The sequence below is a fragment of the Nocardia otitidiscaviarum genome, from assembly GCF_007362295.1.
In the GTDB taxonomy this organism is placed as follows: Bacteria; Actinomycetota; Actinomycetes; order Mycobacteriales; family Mycobacteriaceae; genus Nocardia; species Nocardia otitidiscaviarum.
The window spans coordinates 514,608-536,084 of the sequence record NZ_CP041695.1; the positions used below are offsets into that span (position 1 = coordinate 514,608).

Below are 21,477 nucleotides of genomic sequence, written 5' to 3' on the forward strand. Positions count from 1 at the left end.
TCGGAATGCGTTGACACTGCGAATCGCGGCGTTGCGATGAGGAGAAGCTACAACGCCGCTGAGCGACTGACCAGATTTAAGTAATAGGTTTCAGGCGGTGGTAACCGAGCATTAACTTATTTGCGGTTAGGCCACGCAAATCGGGCATGTGCGGTATGGAATAATCGTGACCGCAGTCGCATTTCAATAATGTAGTGACGGGGGTCGCTGTAAGGCAAGTTCTTTTCAGCTGGTAATTCCGCTGTTTTGAATCATAGTGTGAGAATTGCTTATTGTGCCAAATGGTACGACGACGTGTATCACGATATTAGCCGAGAGATTGCTAGAGCAATAGCTCGCGAGCTCCCGCGCCGTACGCGTCCGGATCCTCGAGTTGCGGATAGTGGCCGAGGCCGGTCAGTTCGACCACCCGCGCCCCGGGCCGCAGTGCGCGCAACCCATCCAGCACCGCCGTGGTGGCCACCGGATCCGCGGTGCCCCACAGCAGCCCCAGCGGCTTGTCCCAGTCCCGCACCGCGCCGTGCCAGCGCTGCGCGTGGGTGACGCGCTCGTCGAGATAGGCGGTCAGCAGATGGGCGATGCGATGGCCGTCCGCCCGCGACAGCAGCGCCCACTGGGCGGCCGCCTCCGCGCTGCTCAGCGGGTGCGCCGCCGAGAACAGTCGGGAGAATTCGCGAGTGAAGACGATCCGATTGGCCAGGCGCGCCGCGACCGGTCCCAGCGGGCCGCGCAGGATCTTCTGGATGGGTCGCAGGGTGGCCTTCTCCAGAATCACGCTGCCATTGCTCAACACCGCGCGGTCGAGTTCGAACGGAAGCGTGCCCTCGATCTCACGGGCGAGTAATTCGGTGGCGACCGAGGTACCCATGTCGTGGGCCAGCACGGCGACCGGGCCCGAGGTGCCGGTCCGCTCGAGTACCTCGGCCACGGTGTCGGCGTGCTCGAACAGGCTGTAGCGGTGCGGGCGAGGCTTGTCGGAGAGACCGAAGCCGGGGAAGTCGAGCGTGATCCACGCCCGACCGTCGAGCCGGTCCACGATGTGGCGGAAATCGAAAGAGCTGGAAGGGTATCCGTGCAACAGCAGGACCGTGGAACCCGAACCCGAACCCGGGGCCGAACGGACGAACACAGAACCCGCCCGGCAGCGCAGCATCCGTCCGCCCGCGCGCCAGTCCCGAACCGCCTGTGGCATCACGACCCAGCACCCTACGGGTCCCGTCGGGCCGGGGAAACCCACGGTCGGCGCATGCGTTCCGGGCGGGTCGCGATTCCCCCTTGCGGCGCGCCCGTTATCGAAATGTAACGTGGAGAGAGGACCGAGACGCCAAGGCAAGGAGTCCTGACACCTTGGAAGACGTATTGCGGCCGCTCATAGTCTTCGGCGGCACCCTCGCCGTCAGCATCATGGCCGGACTGTTGATCGACCGGGTACTGCGGTACAGCGCGAACCGGCACCCCGGATCGTCGCTGGCCACCCTGCTGCGCCGGATACAGCTGCCCCTGCAGGCGCTGCTCGCCAGCGCCGGACTGCATTTCACGTATCCGCTCGCGGAACTGGAACTCCAGCAGGACGCCGTGATCCGCAATGTGCTGGCCACCCTGGCGATACTCGCCACCGCGTGGCTGGTCATGCGCGCCGCCGACGCGGTGGCCGGGAACACCCTGGACAAGTACGCCAACCGGACCGCCGACACCGCGCGGGTACGGCGGCTGCACACCCAGCTCGGCATGGTGCGCCGGATCGTCACCACGGTGCTGGTCGTGACCACGGCCGCGGTGGCGATGCTGATCCTGTTCCCCAACCTGCGCACCCTCGGCACGTCGCTGCTGGCCTCGGCCGGTGTCATCGGCATCATCGCCGGTGTGGCGGCCCAGTCCACGCTCGGCAATCTGATGGCCGGGCTGCAGATCGCGTTCGGCGATTCGGTGAAGATCGGCGACACCGTGGTGGTCGAGGGCGAGTGGGGCACCGTCGAGGAGATCACCCTGGCCTTCCTCACCGTGCGCATCTGGGACGACCGCCGCCTCACCATGCCCATCTCGTACTTCAACAGCAAGCCCTACGAGAACTGGTCCAAGGGCGGTCCGCAGATCACCGGCACCGTCTTCCTGTACCTGGACCACAGCACCCCGGTGCCGGAACTGCGCCAGCACCTGCACGAATTCCTGCGCGGCCGCAAGGACTGGGACGGCCGCAAGTGGAACCTGCTGGTCACCGATAGCACCCCGACCGCCATCGTGGTCCGCGCCTCCATGTCGGCCCGCAATGCCGACGACGTCTGGGATCTGCGCTGCGCGGTGCGCGAGGAACTGCTCGGCTGGCTCGCCCGCTACCACCCGTACGCCCTCCCGAAGATCCCGACCGCCATGGTGAGCGGCGGCACGCCCGCCATGGCGGAATAGCGGGTACGCCGGGGGCGGTAGCGAACCCGCGGCCAACGCGCCGACAGGGCCGCATTCGGGTCTCACAGCCGGGCGTTCACGGTTGGGACAGCTGGCTTTACAGACGGTCACGCGGACGCCATGTGCGCGTCATCACACCGGCAAACTCCCGGGCGCACACTGGGTCCCGCGCACCGCTCGTCGCTCGGAGGTCCCGATGTTCGAATCCTGCCGTTCCCCACACGAATCCGCCCATCTGCTGCGCGTGCGCTACGGAATTCCCGTGGAGCTGTTCGCCGACCGGCCCTACCTCACGGTGGGCCGGGCGGTGGAGGCCATCGGGCTGCCGCAGCGGCTGGGCCGCCATGTCCGAGATCAGTTGGCGGGATTGCCCGCAACGCCCGCGGTGGCCGATCCGCGCGGGCGGAACTGGTGGTTTCTCGTCGCCCCGCCGACGCCGTATCACGCTGTGCCGCAGCGGCTTCTCGGTCGGCTGCGAGCGCACGGCGTGACCGTGCCCGCCGTCGGCGGCAAGGTGATGCTGCCGGTCTCGGATTATCGGCTCGGTTGGCACTGGGCCTGCGAACCCGAGCCCGGCCGTCTGTCCCTGCCGCACCGGGCGATGGTGCTGAACGCGGCGCGTTCGGCCATTCTGCGCGGAGCCGACCATGTTCCCGCGTGAGCGCGCGGTCGCGGTCGCGGCGCGGGAGCCGCTGCCGAGATGGCAGGAGCTGCTGGCCGCGTTCGGCGCCGCCGACACGGACCAGGGGAGTGGGCATCCGCTGCTCGACGCCGCCGCGGCACTGGCCGAACTGCACCGGCTGCGCCGCTCACAGCCCGGCCACGCCGCCGAGATCGACTGCCGTCGCGCCGAATTGGCCGCCGCCATCGACGGCTGGGTGAGCGCGGAGCCGCGGCGTCCGGAATCGGTCGGCGGGTTCGTCGATCGGATGGCCGCCGCCCACGCCCACGCCGACCGCCTGCTGCACTCCGATATCGACATCGCCGACGACCGGGTGCACGCCGCCTGGCACCGGCTGGCCGCCCTCGCCGACGCCTGGACCGATCTGACCGGCAGGACACCGTGACCCGCCGCTGACGGCCGCGAAGCACGAATCCCCGCACCCATGAGGGGGTGCGGGGATTCGTGCCGCGCGCGGAGGAGTCCGGAAGCCGCTGGCCGTCCGCGGACGGTGGCGTGGACCGGCTGGTGCCCGAGCCTACGTGGTGCCCGTCGGTTCAGTCCTTGACCAGGAGCGGTGCGGCGCTCTCCGCTGTCTCCGCATCGCTCGCGACATCCTCACCCGTCTCCTCCGGGGCGGGGGCCCGGTTCGGGAGTAGGATCGCGGTCACGATGACGAGTACCGACAGGGCCGCGGACACGGCGAAGGCCAGGCGCATGCCGTCGAGTTGGGCGGTCACCGGTTCGGTGCCGGTCTCCACGAGCTGGGTCATGCGCGCGGACATGACCGTCACCACCAGGGCGGTGCCGAACGCGGCCGCGACCTGCTGCAGCGTGCCCAGCATGGAGCTGCCGTGCGAGTACAGGTGCGGCGGCAGCGCGCCCAGGCCCAGCGTGAACACCGGGGTGAACAGACCCGCGAGCGAGATCATCAGCAGGATGTGCAGCGCCAGCAGCTGCCAGTACGGCATGCTCATGGAGATCCGGGTGAAACCGGCCAGCGCCACGGTGACGCCGATGGCGCCGGGAATCACCAGCGGTCGCCCGCCGAAGCGGTCGAAGAGGCGGCCGACCGTCGGACCCAGCAGACCCATGGCCAGGCCGCCGGGCATGACCAGCAGACCCGTCTCCAGCGGCGACAGCAGGCGCAGGTTCTGCAGGTACAGCGGCAGCAGGATCATCGATCCGAGCATGGCCAGGAAGGCCACCGACATGAGGATGAGTGCCTTGGTGTAGGTGCTCGACAACAGGATTCGCAGATCCAGCAGCGGCACCCCGGAACGCTGCAGCCGCAGCTGCCGGAACGCGAACACCGCGATGAGCGCCAGTCCGGCGGCGACCAGCAGGGCCGGAACCGCGATGTGATCGGTCTCGAACTTGCTCAGCCCGTACACGAGGCCGCCGAAGCCGAAGGCCGCGAACGCCACACTGAGCCAGTCGATATCGCCGGTCTGCGGCTCCCCGATATTGTCCAGGCGACGCAGGCCCAGCCAGGTGACCGTACCGGCGATCGGCAGCACCAGCACGAAAAGCCAACGCCACGAACCGGCCTGGAGCACCAGTCCGGAAATGACCGGGCCCATGGCGGGAGCCACCGAGATGGCCAGGGTGACATTGCCCATGACCCGGCCGCGATCCTGTTCGGGCACCACCGTCATGAGTGTGGTCATCAGCAGCGGCATCATGACCGCGGTGCCACCGGCCTGGATGACGCGGCCCACCAGCAGCACCGCGAAGGTCGGCGCGACGGCGGAGAGGGCGGTACCCGCGAGGAAGACGCCCATGGCGATGGCGTACGCCTGCCGGGTGCTCACCCGCTGCAGGAACCAGCCCGTCACGGGGATGACCGCCGCCATGGTGAGCATGAACGCGGTGGACACCCACTGCGCCGCGCGCTCGGTGACGTCGAGATCGTGCATGAGGCGCGGAATCGCGTTGATCATGATGGTCTCGTTCAGGATCACCACGAAGGTCGCGAGCACCAGCAGCCGGATGACCGTCGGCGTCTTTCCCCCCGTCGGGGCCGGTCCGCGCGACGGCGGTGCGGATATGTCGGCGGGCATACGGGTACCTCCGGGCGTTCGTGAGCGAAAGACGGTGCGGCCGGATGCCGAGACGACGTCGTCCGGGCGCTACACCTGATCAGACGAGAACAGTCGGCACAACTCATCGGCCGGGCGTCAGTATTCCTGCCGACGCCGCGACGATTCATCCGATTATTCGTGTCCTTGGGCCCGATCGCTCCGCGAAACTCCCTGATTACCAGGCATTTTCGCAACGCCGCCCGGGGTTGTGACCCTGGTCACGACGCTGTGGAATTTCAGGCGGACGGTGTTCGCGACAGGAATTCCACCACCGCCTCGAAGGCGTCGTCCACGCGGGCGCGATCCCCGGTGGTGATCAGATCCAATTGCAGTCCGCGCACCTGAGCCAGGATCAGGGTGGCGGTCCGGGAGATGCTTTCCGACGGCCAGCCGTACCGCGCCAGCTGGCGTTCGATCACCGTCAGCCAGTCGGTGACGAGCCGGGCGTTGGGGTGGTTCGGTGTGCGCGCGGCGGTGGCGACCAATTCGAACAGGACCAGGAACTGTCGCTGCTCGCGCGGCTGGCACAGATGCCGCCACGCCGCCCGCAGCAGGTCGACCGCCGACTCGACGCGCAGGATCTCCGCGGAGAGGATGCGCTGTTCGAAATCGGCGCGGATATGTTCGAGGACCTCCGCCAGCAGGGCGTCCTTGGTGGCGAAATGTCGAATGAGGGTGGCGTGGCTGACGCCGACGGCCTGCGCGGCCCGACGCAGCGTGAGGTCGCGTACGCCATTGTCGAGGACGTACTCGGTGGCGGCGGCGAGCAGCTCCGGGCGGCGATGCTGAAACCGCAGCGTCCGGCCGTCGATCCTCTTCTCGCTCATCGCGGGCAGCTTATCGGTTTCCGCCATGGGGAAATTTTACCGTTCCAAGTGGTTACGTAACCGATTGGTACGCCTATTATCGGTGGGGAGGCCCGGGACGGCCCTCGGAAGGAGACGAGTATGCGATTCGACGAGTACCGCGCCCACGACGCGGTCGGCCTGGCCGCCCTGGTCGAGCGCGGGGAGATACACCCGACCGACCTGCTGGAGCTGGCGCTCGACCGCTGCGCCGCGATCGATCCGGTGATCAACGCCGTGAGCCTGCTGATGGAGCGCACCGGCCGAGCGCGCGCCGCCGGTCCGCTCGACGGCACGCTGGCCGGAGTGCCGTTCCTCATCAAGGACCTCGGACAGGACTACGCCGGCTACCCCACCTCCGGCGGCACCGGACCGCTGCGCAAGGTCACCGCCGAACGGCACAGCACGGTCGTACAGCGCTGGCTCGACGCCGGTCTCGTCATCTTCGGCAAGACCACCACCTCGGAATTCGGCAGCAAGGCCGTCGTGGAGACCCGCACCTTCGGGTCCACCCGCAATCCGTGGGATCCCACCCGCACTCCCGGTGGTTCCTCCGGCGGCTCGGCGGCGGCGGTGGCGGCGGGCATCGTCCCGGTGGCCGGGGCCAGCGACGGCGGCGGTTCGATCCGCATCCCCGCCGCCTGCACCGGACTGTTCGGCCTCAAGGCGGGCCGCGGGCTCATCTCCAGCGGACCGCTCTACGGCGACCCGCTGTTCGGCGCGGTCACCGACGGCGTCGTGGCGCGCAGCGTGCGTGATTCGGCGGTCATGCTCGACATCCTGAGTCAGCCCGACCCCGGTGCGCCGTACGCGGTGGCGCGACCCGATCGGCCCTACCGCGACGCGGTCGCCGAACCGCCACGCCGCCTGCGCATCGGCTACACCTGCGAATCGCCTACGGGCTCACCGGTGGACGCCGAAGCGGTGCGCGCCGTGGAGGACGCCGCGCGTCTGCTGGAGAGTCTGGGGCACACCGTGGAACCGGCCGCGCCCGCCATCGACGGCACGCGGATGGCCATGGACTTCATGACCGCCTGGACCGCCATGGCCGCCGCGGAACTCGCGGTCGCGTGCGAGGTGAGCGGGGCGTCGCCCACGGAGTTCGATATCGACACCCAGGTGCTCGCCGCCGTCGGCCGTGCGGTCACCGGTCCGGAACTCATGGCGGCGCACGCGCGCTGGAACATTTACACCCGCGCTCTCGCGGCCTTCCACGACACCTACGACCTGTTGCTCACCCCCACCCTGGCCACGCCGCCGCTGCGGATCGGGCAGTATCGCACGCCCGCGCTCGCCGATACCGTGCTGCCGCCGCTATTGCGCCTCGGCGCGGGAAAGCTGCTCTCCCGCACCGATTTCTACGTCGATCTGGTGACCTCCAACCTGTCCGCGGTGCCGTTCACGCAGCTGGCCAACATCACCGGCCGCCCCGCCATGAGCGTGCCCACGCATTGGACGGAAACCGGCGTACCGCTGGGTGTCCAATTCGTCGGACCCTCGGGGGCCGAATATCTGCTGCTCCAGCTGGCAGCCGAAATCGAAACCGCCCGACCGTGGTTCGATCGGTACCCGGACAATCTCGGTGTGGTGGCCGCGGATTAGCTGCGCGCGCTCACCGGCGCTGGACCGGATCCTCGCGCTCGAGATCGGGAACGACGGTGTGCGGGAAGACGTATCGGCGCATGGCCCACCAGCGGAACACCGTGGCGAGCAGGGTGCCGATAATCGAGGCGCTGATGAAATCGGCGATGTTCTCCACCAGCAGGGAGACGTGCGGGGTGCGCAGCTGGAACACATAGCTGGACACCGCCAGCGGCAACTGGTTGATCACCATGCCGATGCCGGCCACCAGGAAGAACAGCGCCGCCTCGTGGCGGCGCTCCCGGCCGCCCCGCGCGGTGAAGGCCCATTCCCGGTTGAGGATGTAGGACAGCACGGTGGCGAGCAGCACCGCGATCACATTCGCGGTGACCGGCTTCTCCTGTAGGACGGTCCACTTCAGGCCGAAGAACAGCACGACCGTGGTGACGAAGGCGATCCCGCCGACGGTCAGGAATTTCAGCAGCTCCGCGTGGCGAACGAACAGCGACAGCATTCGGCTCGGCACGCGTGCGACGACAGCCTGGACCAGGAACACGCCGCCAGGCTAGCCGACGAGCCGCGCGGTCGCTCGGCCGATGCCGATCCGCCGGGGTCGATTCGATGCGGGGACGTCGACCGCCGGGGAGCTGAGTCATCGTGAGACGGCGGCGTGGTACTGGAACGTGTTCTAGACAGAATCCGCAATATGTCTTACCGTCGATTCATGAGTTCAATGGCGTCTCAGGAAGTTCGATTCGAGCTGATGTCGGGGGAGAGCTGGCGCGATCCCTGGCCGATGTACGCCGCGCTGCGGGAACACGATCCCGTGCACCGGGTGCTCCCGGCGGGGCGCGCCTCGGAGGACTTCTACGTGCTCTCGCGGCACGCGGATGTGTACGCGGCGGCCCGTGATCCGGAGACCTACTCGTCCGCCTCCGGGCTGACCGTGGACTATATGAACCTCGAGGCGGCGGGCATTCCGATCAAGCCGTTCGTCTTCATGGATCCACCCGAGCACACCGACTTCCGGCGCCGCGTCGCGGGCGGATTCACACCGCGCCAGGTCAATTCGGTGGAACCCGCGGTGCGGGCGTTCGTGGTGGAACGGATCGAGCGCCTGCGCGCGGCCGGATCCGGGGATATCGTCGCCGAACTGTTCAAACCGCTGCCGACCATGGTGGTCGCCCACTATCTCGGTGTGCCGGAGGCGGATCGGGAGAAGTTCGACGAGTGGACCCACGCCATCGTCGGCGGCGCGGTGGATGGCGCGAAGCTCGCCGCGGGCGCCGAAATGCCCTCGGCGCTGGGTGACATGGTGGGCTACTTCGCCGAACTCATCGCCCGCCGCCGCAGCCGACCCGAGGACGACACCATCTCGCACCTGCTGGCCTCCGGGTTGGGCGCGGAGGGCGACGACGAAGGCATCCTCGCGATTCTCGGCTTCGCCTTCACCATGATCACCGGCGGCAACGACACCACCACCGGCAACCTCGGCGGGGCCGTGCAACTGCTGCACCGGTATCCGGAACAGCGCGCACGACTCGCGGCGAATCCCGGGCTCATTCCCGACGCGGTGGAGGAATTCCTCCGGATGACCTCGCCCGTACAGGGTTTGGCCCGCACCACCACCCGGGACGTCGAACTGCACGACACCACCATTCCGGCCGGACGGAAAGTGCTGCTGCTCTACGCGTCCGCCAATCACGACGAGCGCGAATTCGGGCCCACCGCAGGCGAACTCGACATCCACCGGCAGCCCAAGCGCATTCTGACCTTCAGCCACGGCCACCACCACTGCCTCGGCGCGGCGGCCGCGCGCATGCAGGCCCGGGTCGCGCTCGAGGAACTGCTGGCGCGCTGCCCGGAGTTCCGCGTCGACCTGGACGGGGTGCGGTGGTCGGATGGGAACTACGTGCGCTGGCCGGTCAGCGTGCCGTTCCGCGCGGCGTGACCGGGCGGTGCCCATGAGCGATCGCATACCCTCGGCGGCTATGGCGAAGGACAGGCGTGGAGGTCGGGACTGGCTGGCGGAGCAGCGGGCCGATCTTGCGGCCGAGCGCATACTCGACGCCGCGGCGCGACTGTTCGCCGAACGGGGGCCGTGGGCCGTGGGTATGGGGGACATCGCCACGGCCGCCGGATGCTCGCGAGCCACCCTGTACCGGTACTTCGAGAATCGGCAGGCGGTGCGCCTGGCGTTCGTGCACCGGGAGGCGCGCCGGATCGCCGCGCGGGTGTTCGCGCAGGTGAAGACGGTCGAGGACGCTCCCGAACAGGTCGTCACCGCCATGCTGACGGCGGTGCGGGAGGTGCGGTCGGATCCGGTGCTGATGGCGTGGTTCCGGCCCGGGGAGTCCGGTTCCACCGGTCGGATCAGTCAGGATTCCGAGGTGATCGAGGCCATCGCCGGTGGGCTGTTCGCGACCTCGGTCGTCGATCGCGAGGAGCGTGGACGCTTGGCGCGCTGGCTGACCCGGGTGATCGTGTCGCTGTTGGCCGCGCCCGGCCGGGACGAGGCCGATGAGCGGGCCATGCTCGAGGAATTCGTGGCCCCGCTGGTGAGTCGCGCGGTCGTGGGGCATTAGGGTCGCCCACCGTGTCCGATTTCGAATCGCTCGATCAGGTCCGTGCTCGCATCGACGCGCTCGACGGGGAACTGGTCGGGTTGCTCGCCGAACGTCAGCGGCTGGTGCGAGCCGCCGCGCGTTTCAAAACCGACGAACAGGCCGTGCGCGCGCCCGACCGGGTGGAGCGGGTGGTGGGGCTGGCGCGGGAGCGGGCGCGCGCGGGTGGGCTCGCACCCGAGGTCGCGGAGGCGGTGTGGCGGGCCATGATCGGGGCGTTCATCGAGTTGGAGCTCGGGGAGTATGCGGAGATCGCCGGGCGTGGTGCGGGAGCGGAGTAGGCGCACGGTTGGAGTGTGCTGCGCTTGCCCACCCTGCGCCCCTGGCGCAGACTGCCCAAGCGCAGCAGTCCGGATAGGGCGTGTGGCCGGTTGCCCGAGCTGGTGTTGCTCGCGCGGGCGCTTGTTCGCGGCGGTGGGGCGCTCGGTGTGGCGGGGGCCGATACGGGCTGCGCCGGTGGTTCAGTGTCGACTCATCGCGGGGGTCAGTAGGTAGTCGGTTGGGGCGGGTGTGCGGCGGATGAGTTTCTCGTAGGCTCCGGGGCTTCCGGGCCACAGTTCGGGGAGGCCGTCCGCGCCGAGGTACCAGCTTCGGCAGCCGGTGGTCCAGACCGTGCCGGGTGCGGCGGCGCGCAGGCCGGCGTTGTAGCGGTCGGTGGCCGTGCGGGTCGGGGCGACGGTGGTGAATTCGCCTGCGCGCCAGCGGCGCAGCCAGTGCACGATGCGGTGGGATTGCGCCTCGGCGACCGCGGTGAGCGGGTGGTTCGCGACGGGGCTGTGCGGGCCGATGAGCATGAACAGGTTCGGGAAGTCGGGCAGCATCATGCCCTCGAAGGCGCGCGGGCCATGCGACCAGACCTGGTCCAGGGTGCGTCCGCCGAGGCCGGTGATCGCCATCGGGCGCATATAGGCGTGGGAGTCGAATCCCGTTGCCAGCACCAGGATGTCGAGACGGTGTTCGACGCCGTCGGTGGTGCGCACGCCGTCCGGGAGAACCCGGTCGATACCGGCGGTGACCAGGTCGACATCCGCGCGCTGCACGGCCGCGTAGAAGCGGTCGGAGACCACCAGGCGCTTGCACATGGCCTGGTAGTCGGGGGTCAGCCGCCGTCGCAGTTCCGGATCGCGCACCGTGCGCAGATTGCGCGCCACCACCCACTGGACCAATCGCCGCACCGGACCCGGCCGCACCAGTCCGCGGGAGAACAGCGCGAAGGCGGCGCGATTGCCGCCGTAGGCCAGCCTGCCGAGTGCGGGTACGCGCCGGTACACGGCCTTGGCCGCCGCCGAGTACTCGCGGTTCACGGTCGGCAGAATCCACTGCGGGGTGCGCTGGAACAGCACCACCCGAGGCACCTGTCCGGCCAGCGCGCTCACCAATTGGGTTCCGGTGGAGCCGGTTCCGATCACCCCGACGTGCTTGCCGGTCAGCTCGACATCGTGATCCCAGCGCGCCGAATGCATGACGGTTCCGGTGAAGGAGTCCAGACCCGGGATGGCGGGCACGTGCGGATCGCGCAGGAATCCGGTGGCGCACAGCACGAAATCGCAGTGCTCCACCTCGCCGGTCGAGAGCGTGACCCGCCAGCCCGCCCCGGTGTACTCCGCGCCCACCACCTCGACACCGAATCGGGTGCGGCGGAGCAGGTCTCGTTCCCGCGCCACGCGGCACAGGTATGCCTTGATCTCCGCGCCCGTCGAATACAGCCGCGTCCATTCGGGATTCATGGCGAAGGTGAACTGGTAGTACCGCGAGGGCACGTCGCACACCAGGCCCGGATAGGTGTTGTCGCGCCAGGTGCCGCCGTAGTCGGTGCCCCTCTCGTAGAGGGTGAAGTCCTCGAATCCGGCCCGCCGCAGCGCCACGGCGGCGGCGATACCGGATATCCCGGCCCCGACGATGGCAATGCGCGGAGTGGTAAAAGCCTGGTCGACAAGGTGTTTCGGCACGTAGACACTCCTCGCTGGACACCGAGTCATTCGCTGGACGCAGTGTATAGCGAATGCTACGGTGTGCGCCAGATCACGCTCGAAACTCCGAAGGAATCACCATGCGAGCACTGCAGTGGACCGGCCCCGAAACCGTGGCCGTCCGCGATATCCCCGTCCCCGAGATCGGCCCGAGCGATCTGCTGCTGCGCGTCGGCGCGGCGGGTGTCTGCCATTCGGACCTGACCCTGGTGAACTTCCCGGTCCGAATCCGCGAGGAGCCGCTCACCCTCGGCCACGAGATCGCGGGCACCATCGAGGCCGTCGGCGCGGACGTCGCCGGCCGCGAGATCGGGGAGCGCGGCGTGGTGTACCTGTTCTGGACCTGTGGCGTATGCCGGGAATGCGTGAGCGGCAACGAGAATGTGTGCCTGGCCGCCGGACGGACCGCCATGCCGCCGTGTCCGGGGCTCACCGTCGAGGGCGGGATGGCGGAATACGTTCGGGTACCGGCGACCTCGTTCGTTCCCATCGGAGATCTCGACTTCGTGCAGGCCGCACCGGTGGCCGACGCCGCACTCACCGCGTATCACGCCATCCGGGGGGCACGGGAGCAACTGCGGCCCGGCGGAACGGCGGTCGCCATCGGTATCGGCGGGCTCGGGCATGTGGCGGTGCAGATCCTGCGGGCGGTCAGCGGGGTGCGGGTAATCGCCGTCGACGTGGCGAAGGAGAAGCTGGAACTGGCCGCCGACTGCGGCGCCGATATCGGCATCCTCGCCGAAGACGATGCCGCCCAGCAGATTCTCGACCTCACCGGCGGTCGCGGCGCGGACGCGGTCTTCGACTTCGTCGGCGCCGACGCGACCGCCACGCTCGCGGTGCGGACCGTCGCGCCCAATGGTGCGTATCGGATGGTCGGCATCGGCGACGGCGCACCGGAGATCACCACCGGACCGGCGGGCGGACCCGGCTGGCCCTGGGGCGCCTCGGTGCGCAAGTCCCTCGGCGGCACCCGCCGCGACCTCTACGACTGCGTCGCACTCGCGCAGGCGGGCAAGCTCCGCATGGAGGTCGAACGCTTCGACCTCACCGACGGTTCGGAGGCGCTGCGGCGCTTGGACGCCGGGCAGATTCGAGGCCGTGCGGTCCTGGTGCCGTAGCGACTTGGGTCGGCTTCCGACGCCGCGTTACAAGTGCCCGGGTGGGTAATTGGCTCCCGGCTCGTGACGCCGCGCGTGTGCCGGGTGGGTTATCGCTCCCGACCCGCGAGAACGAGTGCATGCCCGGTGAGTCGACGGGTAGTCCGGTCGAGTGAGTTCGTTGCAACCCGGGTGCCGGGCGGGAGCATGGGGCGGCGATTGCGGCGCGAGGGTAGTCGCCGCTGCGGGGCGGGTGTGTCCGCGAGGGATGCGTCCGCGAGGAATCGGCATCACCGCGCCCGTGCCGGGGCTGCTCCCGGTCGATCACGACCCGCGAGCCCGTGCCGTAGACCAGCTCATGTTGCCTCGGCGGTTGCTGCACTGGTACGTACCAGCCAGTGCTACCGTTCCGTGTGACGCCGACAACTCTTGTCTCGCCCCGAGACCGGAAGCAGCGATCGGGGCATGACCGGCAGTTGTGCCCTCAGGTCGCGGTGAAGGCGAACGACACAGGCATCGGGCGGACACCCGCCCGGTGCCGAACTGCATTGTTGCCGAGAAGCCAGACATAGGAGAGACCATGGCGCTATCGGGCCCTGATCGGAACACGACCGGGCAGGGGGCGGGCCGCAGCAGCGGACTGTTCCGCACCAAATCGGTCGAACAATCCATCCGTGACACCGATGAACCCGATGCCAAACTCCGCAAGGACCTGACCGCCTGGGACCTCACCATCTTCGGCGTGGCCGTGGTGGTGGGCGCGGGTATCTTCACCCTCACCGCGCGCACCGCGGGCAACCTCGCCGGACCCTCCGTCTCACTGGCCTTCGTGCTCGCCGCCGTCGCCTGCGGCCTGGCCGCGCTCTGCTACGCCGAATTCGCCTCCACCGTGCCGGTGGCGGGCAGCGCCTACACCTTCTCCTACGCCACCTTCGGCGAACTCGCCGCCTGGATCATCGGCTGGGACCTCATCCTGGAATTCGCGCTGGCCGCCGCGGTGGTCGCCAAGGGCTGGTCGCAGTACCTGGGCGTGGTGCTGGGCGGACACACCCCGGTGGTCGACCTCGGACCGGTCAGCTTCGACTGGGGCGCGGTACTGCTCATCGCCATCCTGGGCATCCTGCTGGCGCGCGGCACCAAGTTGTCCTCGCGGGTGTCGGCGGTGGCAGTGGCCATCAAACTGGCCGTCATCGCACTGGTGATCGTGGTGGGCGCGACCTACTTCGACAAGGCCAACCTCACCCCCTACATTCCGCCGTCGCAGGACGGTGAGGCCGCCAACGAGGGCCTGCGCCAGTCGCTGTTCTCCTTCGTCACCGGCGCGGGCCACAGCACCTTCGGCTGGTACGGCCTGCTCGCCGCAGCCTCCATCGTGTTCTTCGCCTTCATCGGCTTCGACGTGGTCGCCACCGCCGCCGAGGAGACCAAGGACCCGCAGCGCAATGTCCCGCGCGGCATCCTGGGCTCGCTGGTCATCGTGACCGTCCTGTACGTGGGCGTCTCGCTGGTGCTCACCGGCATGGTGCCCTACACCGAGCTGGAGGGGAACTCCACGCTGGCCACCGCCTTCGCGGTGCACGGCGTCGACTGGGCCAAGAACCTCATCTCCATCGGCGCGCTGGCCGGTCTGACCACGGTCGTCATGGTCATGTACCTGGGGCAGACCCGCGTGCTGTTCGCCATGGCGCGCGACGGGCTGCTGCCCCGCCAGCTGGCGCACACCGGAACGCAGGGCACGCCGGTGCGGCTGACCGCCATCGTCGGCGTGGTGTGCGCGGTGCTGGCCGGGTTCGTCGACTTCGGCACGCTCGAGGAGATGGTGAACATCGGCACGCTGTTCGCGTTCGTGCTGGTGTCGGTGGGTGTGATCGTGCTGCGCCGCAACCGGCCCGACCTGCCGCGCGGCTTCAAGGTGCCGCTGGTGCCGCTGCTGCCGATCCTGTCGGTGCTGGCCTGCGCCTGGCTCATGTTCAACCTGTCGGTGGAGACCTGGCTGCGGTTCGTGGTCTGGATGGCGATCGGATTCGTCGTCTACTTCCTCTACGGTCGTCGCCACTCCCTGCTGGGGAAGGCTGCTACCGGGAAGTAGCTAACTTCCGGTTCCGGCTCCGAGGTCGCGGTGGTGGTGTGTCGTCATGACGCCACCACCGCGAGTGATGTTCAATGGCTCTGATAATCGAGATAAGCGTCACATGCCACACCAGCATCACCTCAGCATCCGAGAGGAACCGATTGTGAGCATGCTTCTCGCCGCCGTACACGACACGTATACGACGGTCATCGCGCAGGTCGGCAACCCGACGCCGGAAACGCCGCCGGTCGCCGACAAACTCATGAAGCTGGTCCGCTATTTCAACTGGTTCGTGCTGCTGTCGGGCGTCACCGCCATCACCTACGGCGGTGGCCGATTCGCCTGGGAGAAGTGGAGCGGTGGCGGACTCGAATCTCCGAAGATGGTGGCCGGGGCCATGATCGGCGGCGCCACCGCCACCAGTGCGGGCACCATCATGAACTCGGTCATCGGGACGTAGCGCCCGGGGCGAGTGCAACCCAGGGCGGGCGGGTCGACATCGACCCGCCCGCCTCGTGTTATTCGGGTGCACCGCCATACCTCGGCCGAGGCTGGTGGGCGTGTGTTGGTGGTAGGTGGACTGGTGCGTCGGTCGTGGGACCGCGCATGGGTCGCGCGCTCGGGCACTTCCCACCCCGCGTCCCGCTGCCGTCAGGCAGCGGGACGCAGACCACCTACTGCCCCAGCATCTTGCGCATCTGGTCGATCTCGATCCGCTGGGCCGTGATGATCGCTTCCGCCAGCTGCTTGGCCTCGGCGTTCACGCCCTGGGCGAGTTCGGTCTCCGCCATGGCGATCGCACCCTGGTGGTGTTCGATCATCATGGTCATCCACTTCTCGTCGAAGGCCGCGCCGCTGGCCAGCTCCAGGGCCGTCATCTGCTCCGGCGACATCATGCCCGGCATGCCGCCGTGGCCCGCGTGCCCGCCACCCGCGCCGGGTGCGGGCTTGCCGAAGCTCACCAGCAGGGTGGAGATCTGCCGCATCTCCGGAGCCTGCGCCTGCTCCACGGCCTGCGCGAGTGCGATGAGCTCCTGATTCTGCGTGCGGCCCGGCACCAGCTTCGCCATCTCCACGGCTTGGGCGTGATGCGGGTACATCATCTGGAGGAACTCCACGTCGGCGGCATTGAAATCGCTGCGCGTGGCGGCCGCGACCGAGGTGGTGGCATCGTCGCCGACCGCCTGGACCGTCGCGGCGTCGTTCCCGCCGCACCCGGCGGCGACCAGGGCGGCCGACGAGAGTCCGGTGAGAACGGCGAGCTTCACCCGGGTGGATTCGAACATGTTTGTACTCCTTGGCAATTGGCGTGTGAATGTGATGAAGGCAGGGATGATCGCGCTGCCGCGCCCAGGCGACGCGGCGGCGCTGCCCATCAGATTCGGAGAATCGCCAATTCGGCCAGAGTGAGGACCGTCCACGGCGGCGGACGGGAGCGTTTCGCACGCCACCAGCGCGGGCGTGGGCCGGTGCATCCGGGACGCGTCCAGCCCACCCAGTACAGGGCCGCCAGCACCAGCGCCAGTGCGAGCGCCGTCAGCACGAAGACGCAGCCGTGTGATCCGGCATTGTTCGGCGTGCAGTCACCACCCGAACAGGACGGTGCGTGCGCGGACGGGTCGGCGCTGTGGACGGTGAGGCGTGAGGCTTCCGGCCCGGTTGCCCCGTGGTGGCCGCCGCCGCTGGGTGCGAAGGCTCCCGAGTGCATGATGACGACCCCGGCCAGCAGGACGAACAGGGCCAGCGCGCGGGTGTACCCGGCGGCGCGCGGCGTTTGCTGTTCGTCCACGCGGCCAGTGTAGCGACGCGATTTCGGATCGACCGTATACCCCCTGCTGGTATTTTGGGTGGGCGATTCGAGGCCGCGTGGCCGTGTCGATTCCGGCCGGGGCGGGGGCCGGTGGCCGGAACGCGCGGTGCGCTCCGACTCGGGTTCGTCGGCTATAGGCGGTAGCGTGGCGCGCGTGTCACAGCGCGAACTGGTCATTCTCGGAACCGCGAGCCAGGTGCCGACCAAGCAGCGCAACCACAACGGCTACCTGCTGAGGTGGGACGGCGAGGGGTTGCTGTTCGATCCGGGGGAGGGGACGCAGCGGCAGATGATCTACGCGGGGCTGTCGGCGACCGACATCACCCGCATCGGCATCACGCACTTCCACGGGGATCACAGTCTGGGGCTGGCGGGTGTCGTGCAGCGCATCAGCCTGGACCGGGTGCCGCATGCGGTCGACGTGTACTACCCGGCCTCCGGCGAACGGTTCTATCAACGGTTGTGCGATTCCACCGCCTACCGCCACCATGCCGAACTCCGCCCGCGCCCCATTGCCGCCGCGGGCGAATTACCCGCCCCCGACGCCGGTTTCACGCTGCGCACCGAACCGCTGTCGCATCCGGTCGAAGCCTTCGGCTACCGCATCGACGAGCCCGACGGGCGGCGCATCGTCCCCGATCTGCTGCGTGAATTCGGCCTGGCCGGACCCATCGTCGGCGAGTTGCAGCATGCCGGGAGCATCGAGATCGACGGCCGCACAATCGGTCTCGACCAGGTGAGCGAACCGCGTCCGGGCCAGAGCTTCGCGTTCGTCATGGACACCCGCCTGTGCGACGGCGTGTACGCCCTCGCCGAAGGGGTCGACATGCTGGTCATCGAGGCCACCTTCCTCGACGCGGAGATCGACCTTGCCGAGGAGTACGGCCACCTCACCGCCGGTCAGGCGGGCAAGGTGGCCGCCGCCGCGGGCGTGCGCACCCTGGTGCTCACCCACTTCTCCCAGCGCTACGGCACCCTCGACGACCACCTCGACCAGGCGCGCGCCCACTTCGACGGCGAGATCGTGGTGGCGACGGACCTGGCACGGATCCCGGTGCCGCCCAGACGATAACTCCGCCGTGGCGGCGGGTGGGTGTGCGGCATGATGAATCGCATGGACGCACACGACGAGCTGATCGAGCTGGCGGACCGCTTCTGGGATGCGTTCCTGGAATCCTCACCGAGTGAGGCAACCCTGTTGGGGGACAGGCGCTTCGACGACCGCATCGAGGATCTCTCCGCGGCGGCCGACGCCCGGCTGCTCGGCACCTGGCAGGAACTGCTGGGTGCGGTGGACGCCCTCGATCCGGGACGGCTGTCCGATACCGACCGCATCACCCGCAGCCTGCTGCGCACCGAACTCGCCTCCGCCATCGACCAGCTGGGCTGGCGGCCCGCGGAGCTGGCCTCCGACCAGATGACCGGCGTGCACGCGGCCATGCTCACCATGGCCCCGCAGCTCAACGCGCCGCGACCGGAGAACGCGGCGGGGCTGCTCGAGCGCTACCGGCAGTTCGGTGACCTCATGGCGCAGGCGGTGCAGCGCTTCCGCGACGGTGTGGCCGCCGGACGCACCCCCGCCCGCATCACCATCGAACGCTCGCTCAATCAGCTCGACGGCTACCTGGCCTCCGATCTCGCCGCCGACCCCTTCGTCACCTTCCCGGGCCCGCCCGACTGGGACGGCGAATCCGCGTGGCGCGCAGAGCTCGCCGAGGTGGCACGCGATGTCATCCGCCCCGCGTTCGCCGCCTACCGCACGGCGCTCGCCACCGAACTGCTGCCGGTGGCGCGCCCCGACGACCGCCCCGGCCTGTCCTGGCTCGGCGACGACGGAGCCGATATCTACGCCCGCTTGCTGCGCCACCACACCACCCTGCCCGACCTGGGCGCGGACGAGATCCACGAACTCGGCCTGGCCGAATTGGCCACGCTGCGCACCGAATACGGCGAGGTCGGCGCGCGGCTGTTCGGCACCGACGACCTCGGCGAGATCTTCACCAGGCTGCGGGAGGATCCCGAGCTGCGCTACCGCGACGGCGACGAGATCATGGCCGACGCCCGGCGCTGCCTGGCCGCGGCCGGTGCGGTGATGGGGGACTGGTTCGGCAGACTGCCTCGGCAGTCCTGCGATATCCTCCCCGTCCCCGAATTCCTGGCCGCGGACGCGCCCGCCGCCTACTACTTCCCGCCCGCCGCCGATGGTTCCCGCAACGGGGCGTACTACGTCAATCAGTACGACGCCAAGGGCCGCAACCGGTACGAGACCGCCTCGGTTGCCTACCACGAGGCAATTCCGGGGCATCATCTCCAGCTCACCATCGCCAATGAGCTCGACGGACTGCCGCGTTTCCAGCGCCAGTCCTTCTCCAATACCGCTTTCGTGGAGGGCTGGGCGCTCTACACCGAACGCCTGGCCGACGAGATGGGACTCTATCCGGACGATCTCGGCCGGATCGGCATGCTGGCCGGAGACTCCTGGCGGTCCTGCCGCCTGGTGGTCGACACCGGACTGCACGCCAAGGGCTGGACGCGGCAGCAGGCCATCGACTTCATGGTGGCGAACGCGCCGGTGGGGGTGGAGGAGATCCGCATCGAGGTGGACCGCTATATCGCCATGCCGGGGCAGGCGGTCGCCTACAAGGTCGGACAGCTGGAGATCATGCGCCTGCGCGAGCAGGTGCGGCAGCGGCTCGGGGCCGGGTTCGACATCAAGGCGTTCCACGATGTGGTGCTCGGTTCGGGCTCGGTGAGCCTGCCGGTGCTGCGGGAGCTGGCCGCGACGCTGTAGCCGGAAAACCCGGTGAGGGAATAGCGGCCCCTCGAATATGTTCGACCCAGTTGATAAGTCGAGCTAACGAGAAGAGGATGCCGATGACAGCCACCGAGGTGCGTCCCGACATCGGCTTCCGGTCCGAGCGGGGGCCGCTGCTCGCCTCCCTCATGCTGGCGACCTCGCTGGTGGCGCTGGATTCCACCATCATCGCCACCGCCGTGCTCACCATCACCGATCAACTGGGCGGATTCGCGCAGTTCCCGTGGCTGTTCTCCATCTACCTGCTGGCGCAGGCGGTGACCGTGCCGATCTACGGCAAGCTCGCCGACATGCTCGGCCGCAAACCGGTCATGCTGTTCGGCATCGCGGTCTTCGCGCTCGGGTCGATGCTGTGCGGGTTGGCCACCAGCATGGTGGCGCTCATCGCCTTCCGGGCCGTGCAGGGCATCGGTGCGGGCGCGGTGGCACCCATGTCCATGACCATCGCCGGGGATGTGTACACCGTCGCCGAACGCGCCAAGGTGCAGGGCTATCTGGCCAGTGTGTGGGCCGCCTCCTCGGTGCTCGGGCCGGTACTGGGCGGCGTCTTCGCCGAGTACGTGAGCTGGCGCTGGATCTTCCTGATCAATCTGCCGCTCGCCGCCCTGGCCGCGTGGATGCTGGCACGCCACTTCACCGAGAGGGCGACCCGGCAGACGCATCGCATCGACTATCTGGGCGCGGCCCTGCTCACGGTGGGTGCGGGCGCGCTCATTCTCGCCCTGCTCGAGGGCGGGCACGCCTGGGCCTGGGGTGCGCCGACGAGTCTGGCGCTCTTCGGCGGCGGGGCGCTGGCGCTCGTGCTGTTCGGCCTGGTCGAGCGTCGGGCCGCCAATCCGATTCTGCCGCTGTGGGTTTTCACCCGGCGCGTGGTGGTGGCGAGCAGTACGGTGTCGCTACTCATCGGCGCGGTGATTCTCGGATTGACCTCGTATGTGCCGACTTTCGCGCAGGGTGTGCTCGGTACGGGCGCGCTGGCGGCGGGGCTCACCGTCGGTGCGCTCACCATGGGCTGGCCGCTGGCGGCCTCTCAGGCCGGAAAGGTGTACCTGCGCATCGGCTTCCGGCGCACCGCCCTCATCGGCAGCACGCTCGGCTCGGTCGGGGCGGCGACCCTGCTGCTCGTCGACGCCGATTCCGGGCTGCTCCGGGTGGCCGTCGGCTGTTTCATCGTCGGCACCGGCATGGGCCTGGTGGCGACGCCGACCCTGATCGCCGCGCAGTCCGCCGTCGACTGGACCGAGCGCGGGGTGGTGACCGCGACCAATATGTTCGCCCGTTCGCTCGGCAGTGCCGTCGGCGTGGCGGTGTTCGGTGCGCTGGTGAACTCCCGGGTCGGCGGCAGCGATCATCCCGCGCCGCAGGTGCTGTCCCCGGCCATCCACCTGGTATTCCTCGCCGTCGCCGGGATGGCGGTGGTCATGGTCGCCGCCTCGGCCATGATGCCGCGAGTGCGCGAAGCCTCAGCAACCCAGTGATTCGCAGTTTCGCTGCGGTAGTTGCGAGTGGTTTG

General features: G+C 68.9%; 20 protein-coding genes. 13 read left to right on the forward strand and 7 right to left on the reverse strand.

The features are described 5' to 3' along the window. Positions 1 to 322: 322 nt before the first annotated feature. Positions 323 to 1,195: an alpha/beta fold hydrolase gene (locus FOH10_RS02130; RefSeq protein WP_143979419.1), complete on the reverse strand. Its 873-nt coding sequence runs from the start codon at positions 1,193 to 1,195 to the stop codon at positions 323 to 325. Positions 1,196 to 1,347: 152 nt separating this feature from the next. Between FOH10_RS02130 and FOH10_RS02135 the strand changes: the two genes are divergently transcribed. The 3 genes from FOH10_RS02135 (at position 1,348) to FOH10_RS02145 (ending at position 3,470) form a co-directional block, all read left to right on the forward strand. Beyond that, positions 1,348 to 2,403 (forward strand): mechanosensitive ion channel family protein, encoded by a 1,056-nt coding sequence (locus FOH10_RS02135; RefSeq protein WP_143979420.1) that lies wholly within the window; start codon positions 1,348 to 1,350, stop codon positions 2,401 to 2,403. Positions 2,404 to 2,599: 196 nt separating this feature from the next. Next, positions 2,600 to 3,064 carry a hypothetical protein gene (locus FOH10_RS02140; protein WP_143979421.1) on the forward strand — a complete coding sequence of 155 codons (465 nt, stop codon included), beginning with the start codon at positions 2,600 to 2,602 and terminating at the stop codon, positions 3,062 to 3,064. Continuing rightward, on the forward strand, positions 3,051 to 3,470 hold the full coding sequence (locus FOH10_RS02145) for a DUF4254 domain-containing protein (protein WP_143979422.1): 420 nt from the start codon (positions 3,051 to 3,053) through the stop codon (positions 3,468 to 3,470). Before FOH10_RS02140 ends, FOH10_RS02145 begins: the two co-directional genes overlap by 14 nt. 151 nt (positions 3,471 to 3,621) lie before the next feature. Here FOH10_RS02145 and FOH10_RS02150 read toward each other — a convergent pair whose 3' ends face one another. Together FOH10_RS02150 and FOH10_RS02155 are read right to left on the reverse strand one after the other, a co-directional pair. Then, positions 3,622 to 5,127 carry an MDR family MFS transporter gene (locus FOH10_RS02150; RefSeq protein WP_143979423.1) on the reverse strand — a complete coding sequence of 502 codons (1,506 nt, stop codon included), beginning with the start codon at positions 5,125 to 5,127 and terminating at the stop codon, positions 3,622 to 3,624. 257 nt (positions 5,128 to 5,384) lie between these two features. Continuing rightward, positions 5,385 to 6,002 carry a TetR/AcrR family transcriptional regulator gene (locus FOH10_RS02155; protein ID WP_244961530.1) on the reverse strand — a complete coding sequence of 206 codons (618 nt, stop codon included), beginning with the start codon at positions 6,000 to 6,002 and terminating at the stop codon, positions 5,385 to 5,387. Positions 6,003 to 6,095: 93 nt separating this feature from the next. On the opposite strand from FOH10_RS02155, the gene FOH10_RS02160 reads away from it, so the two are divergent. Beyond that, entirely contained in the window at positions 6,096 to 7,595 is a 1,500-nt protein-coding gene (locus FOH10_RS02160) for an amidase (RefSeq protein ID WP_143979424.1), read from the forward strand. Positions 7,596 to 7,605: 10 nt separating this feature from the next. Here FOH10_RS02160 and FOH10_RS02165 read toward each other — a convergent pair whose 3' ends face one another. Then, positions 7,606 to 8,130, reverse strand: coding sequence for a GtrA family protein (locus FOH10_RS02165; RefSeq protein ID WP_143979425.1), 525 nt, complete (start codon positions 8,128 to 8,130; stop codon positions 7,606 to 7,608). Between the two features lie 168 nt (positions 8,131 to 8,298). Here FOH10_RS02165 and FOH10_RS02170 point away from each other — a divergent pair, with 168 nt between their 5' ends. Genes FOH10_RS02170 through FOH10_RS02180 form a run of 3 tightly spaced genes read left to right on the forward strand, consistent with a single transcriptional unit; the run spans position 8,299 to position 10,479 of the window. Then, on the forward strand, positions 8,299 to 9,525 hold the full coding sequence (locus FOH10_RS02170) for a cytochrome P450 (RefSeq protein ID WP_143979426.1): 1,227 nt from the start codon (positions 8,299 to 8,301) through the stop codon (positions 9,523 to 9,525). Between the two features lie 40 nt (positions 9,526 to 9,565). Then, positions 9,566 to 10,159, forward strand: coding sequence for a TetR/AcrR family transcriptional regulator (locus FOH10_RS02175; RefSeq protein ID WP_143979427.1), 594 nt, complete (start codon positions 9,566 to 9,568; stop codon positions 10,157 to 10,159). A gap of 11 nt (positions 10,160 to 10,170) precedes the next feature. After that, complete coding sequence (locus tag FOH10_RS02180; protein WP_143979428.1) at positions 10,171 to 10,479, forward strand: chorismate mutase; 309 nt, start codon at positions 10,171 to 10,173, stop codon at positions 10,477 to 10,479. Between the two features lie 180 nt (positions 10,480 to 10,659). On the opposite strand, the gene FOH10_RS02185 is transcribed toward FOH10_RS02180, so the two are convergent. After that, positions 10,660 to 12,147: a flavin-containing monooxygenase gene (locus FOH10_RS02185; RefSeq protein WP_244961532.1), complete on the reverse strand. Its 1,488-nt coding sequence runs from the start codon at positions 12,145 to 12,147 to the stop codon at positions 10,660 to 10,662. A gap of 101 nt (positions 12,148 to 12,248) precedes the next feature. Between FOH10_RS02185 and FOH10_RS02190 the strand changes: the two genes are divergently transcribed. From FOH10_RS02190 to FOH10_RS02200, 3 genes are all read left to right on the forward strand, one after another. Next, the gene (locus tag FOH10_RS02190; RefSeq protein WP_143979430.1) at positions 12,249 to 13,289 is read left to right on the forward strand and encodes an NAD(P)-dependent alcohol dehydrogenase; all 1,041 of its coding nucleotides are present in this window, start codon (positions 12,249 to 12,251) and stop codon (positions 13,287 to 13,289) included. A gap of 559 nt (positions 13,290 to 13,848) precedes the next feature. After that, positions 13,849 to 15,357 carry an amino acid permease gene (locus tag FOH10_RS02195; protein WP_143979431.1) on the forward strand — a complete coding sequence of 503 codons (1,509 nt, stop codon included), beginning with the start codon at positions 13,849 to 13,851 and terminating at the stop codon, positions 15,355 to 15,357. 151 nt (positions 15,358 to 15,508) lie between these two features. Next, positions 15,509 to 15,799 (forward strand): hypothetical protein, encoded by a 291-nt coding sequence (locus tag FOH10_RS02200; protein WP_029931316.1) that lies wholly within the window; start codon positions 15,509 to 15,511, stop codon positions 15,797 to 15,799. A 214-nt stretch (positions 15,800 to 16,013) separates the two neighbouring features. Here the strand turns inward: FOH10_RS02200 and FOH10_RS02205 are convergent, their stop codons facing one another. Both FOH10_RS02205 and FOH10_RS02210 read right to left on the reverse strand, forming a co-directional pair. Beyond that, entirely contained in the window at positions 16,014 to 16,625 is a 612-nt protein-coding gene (locus tag FOH10_RS02205) for a DUF305 domain-containing protein (RefSeq protein ID WP_143979432.1), read from the reverse strand. A gap of 89 nt (positions 16,626 to 16,714) precedes the next feature. Beyond that, positions 16,715 to 17,128, reverse strand: coding sequence for a DUF6153 family protein (locus FOH10_RS02210; protein WP_143979433.1), 414 nt, complete (start codon positions 17,126 to 17,128; stop codon positions 16,715 to 16,717). 175 nt (positions 17,129 to 17,303) lie between these two features. Here FOH10_RS02210 and FOH10_RS02215 point away from each other — a divergent pair, with 175 nt between their 5' ends. From FOH10_RS02215 to FOH10_RS02225, 3 genes are all read left to right on the forward strand, one after another. Continuing rightward, the gene (locus tag FOH10_RS02215; RefSeq protein WP_143979434.1) at positions 17,304 to 18,221 is read left to right on the forward strand and encodes a ribonuclease Z; all 918 of its coding nucleotides are present in this window, start codon (positions 17,304 to 17,306) and stop codon (positions 18,219 to 18,221) included. A 42-nt stretch (positions 18,222 to 18,263) separates the two neighbouring features. After that, positions 18,264 to 19,940: a DUF885 domain-containing protein gene (locus FOH10_RS02220; RefSeq protein WP_244961534.1), complete on the forward strand. Its 1,677-nt coding sequence runs from the start codon at positions 18,264 to 18,266 to the stop codon at positions 19,938 to 19,940. A gap of 83 nt (positions 19,941 to 20,023) precedes the next feature. After that, complete coding sequence (locus FOH10_RS02225; protein ID WP_143979436.1) at positions 20,024 to 21,442, forward strand: MDR family MFS transporter; 1,419 nt, start codon at positions 20,024 to 20,026, stop codon at positions 21,440 to 21,442. Positions 21,443 to 21,477: the final 35 nt, after the last annotated feature.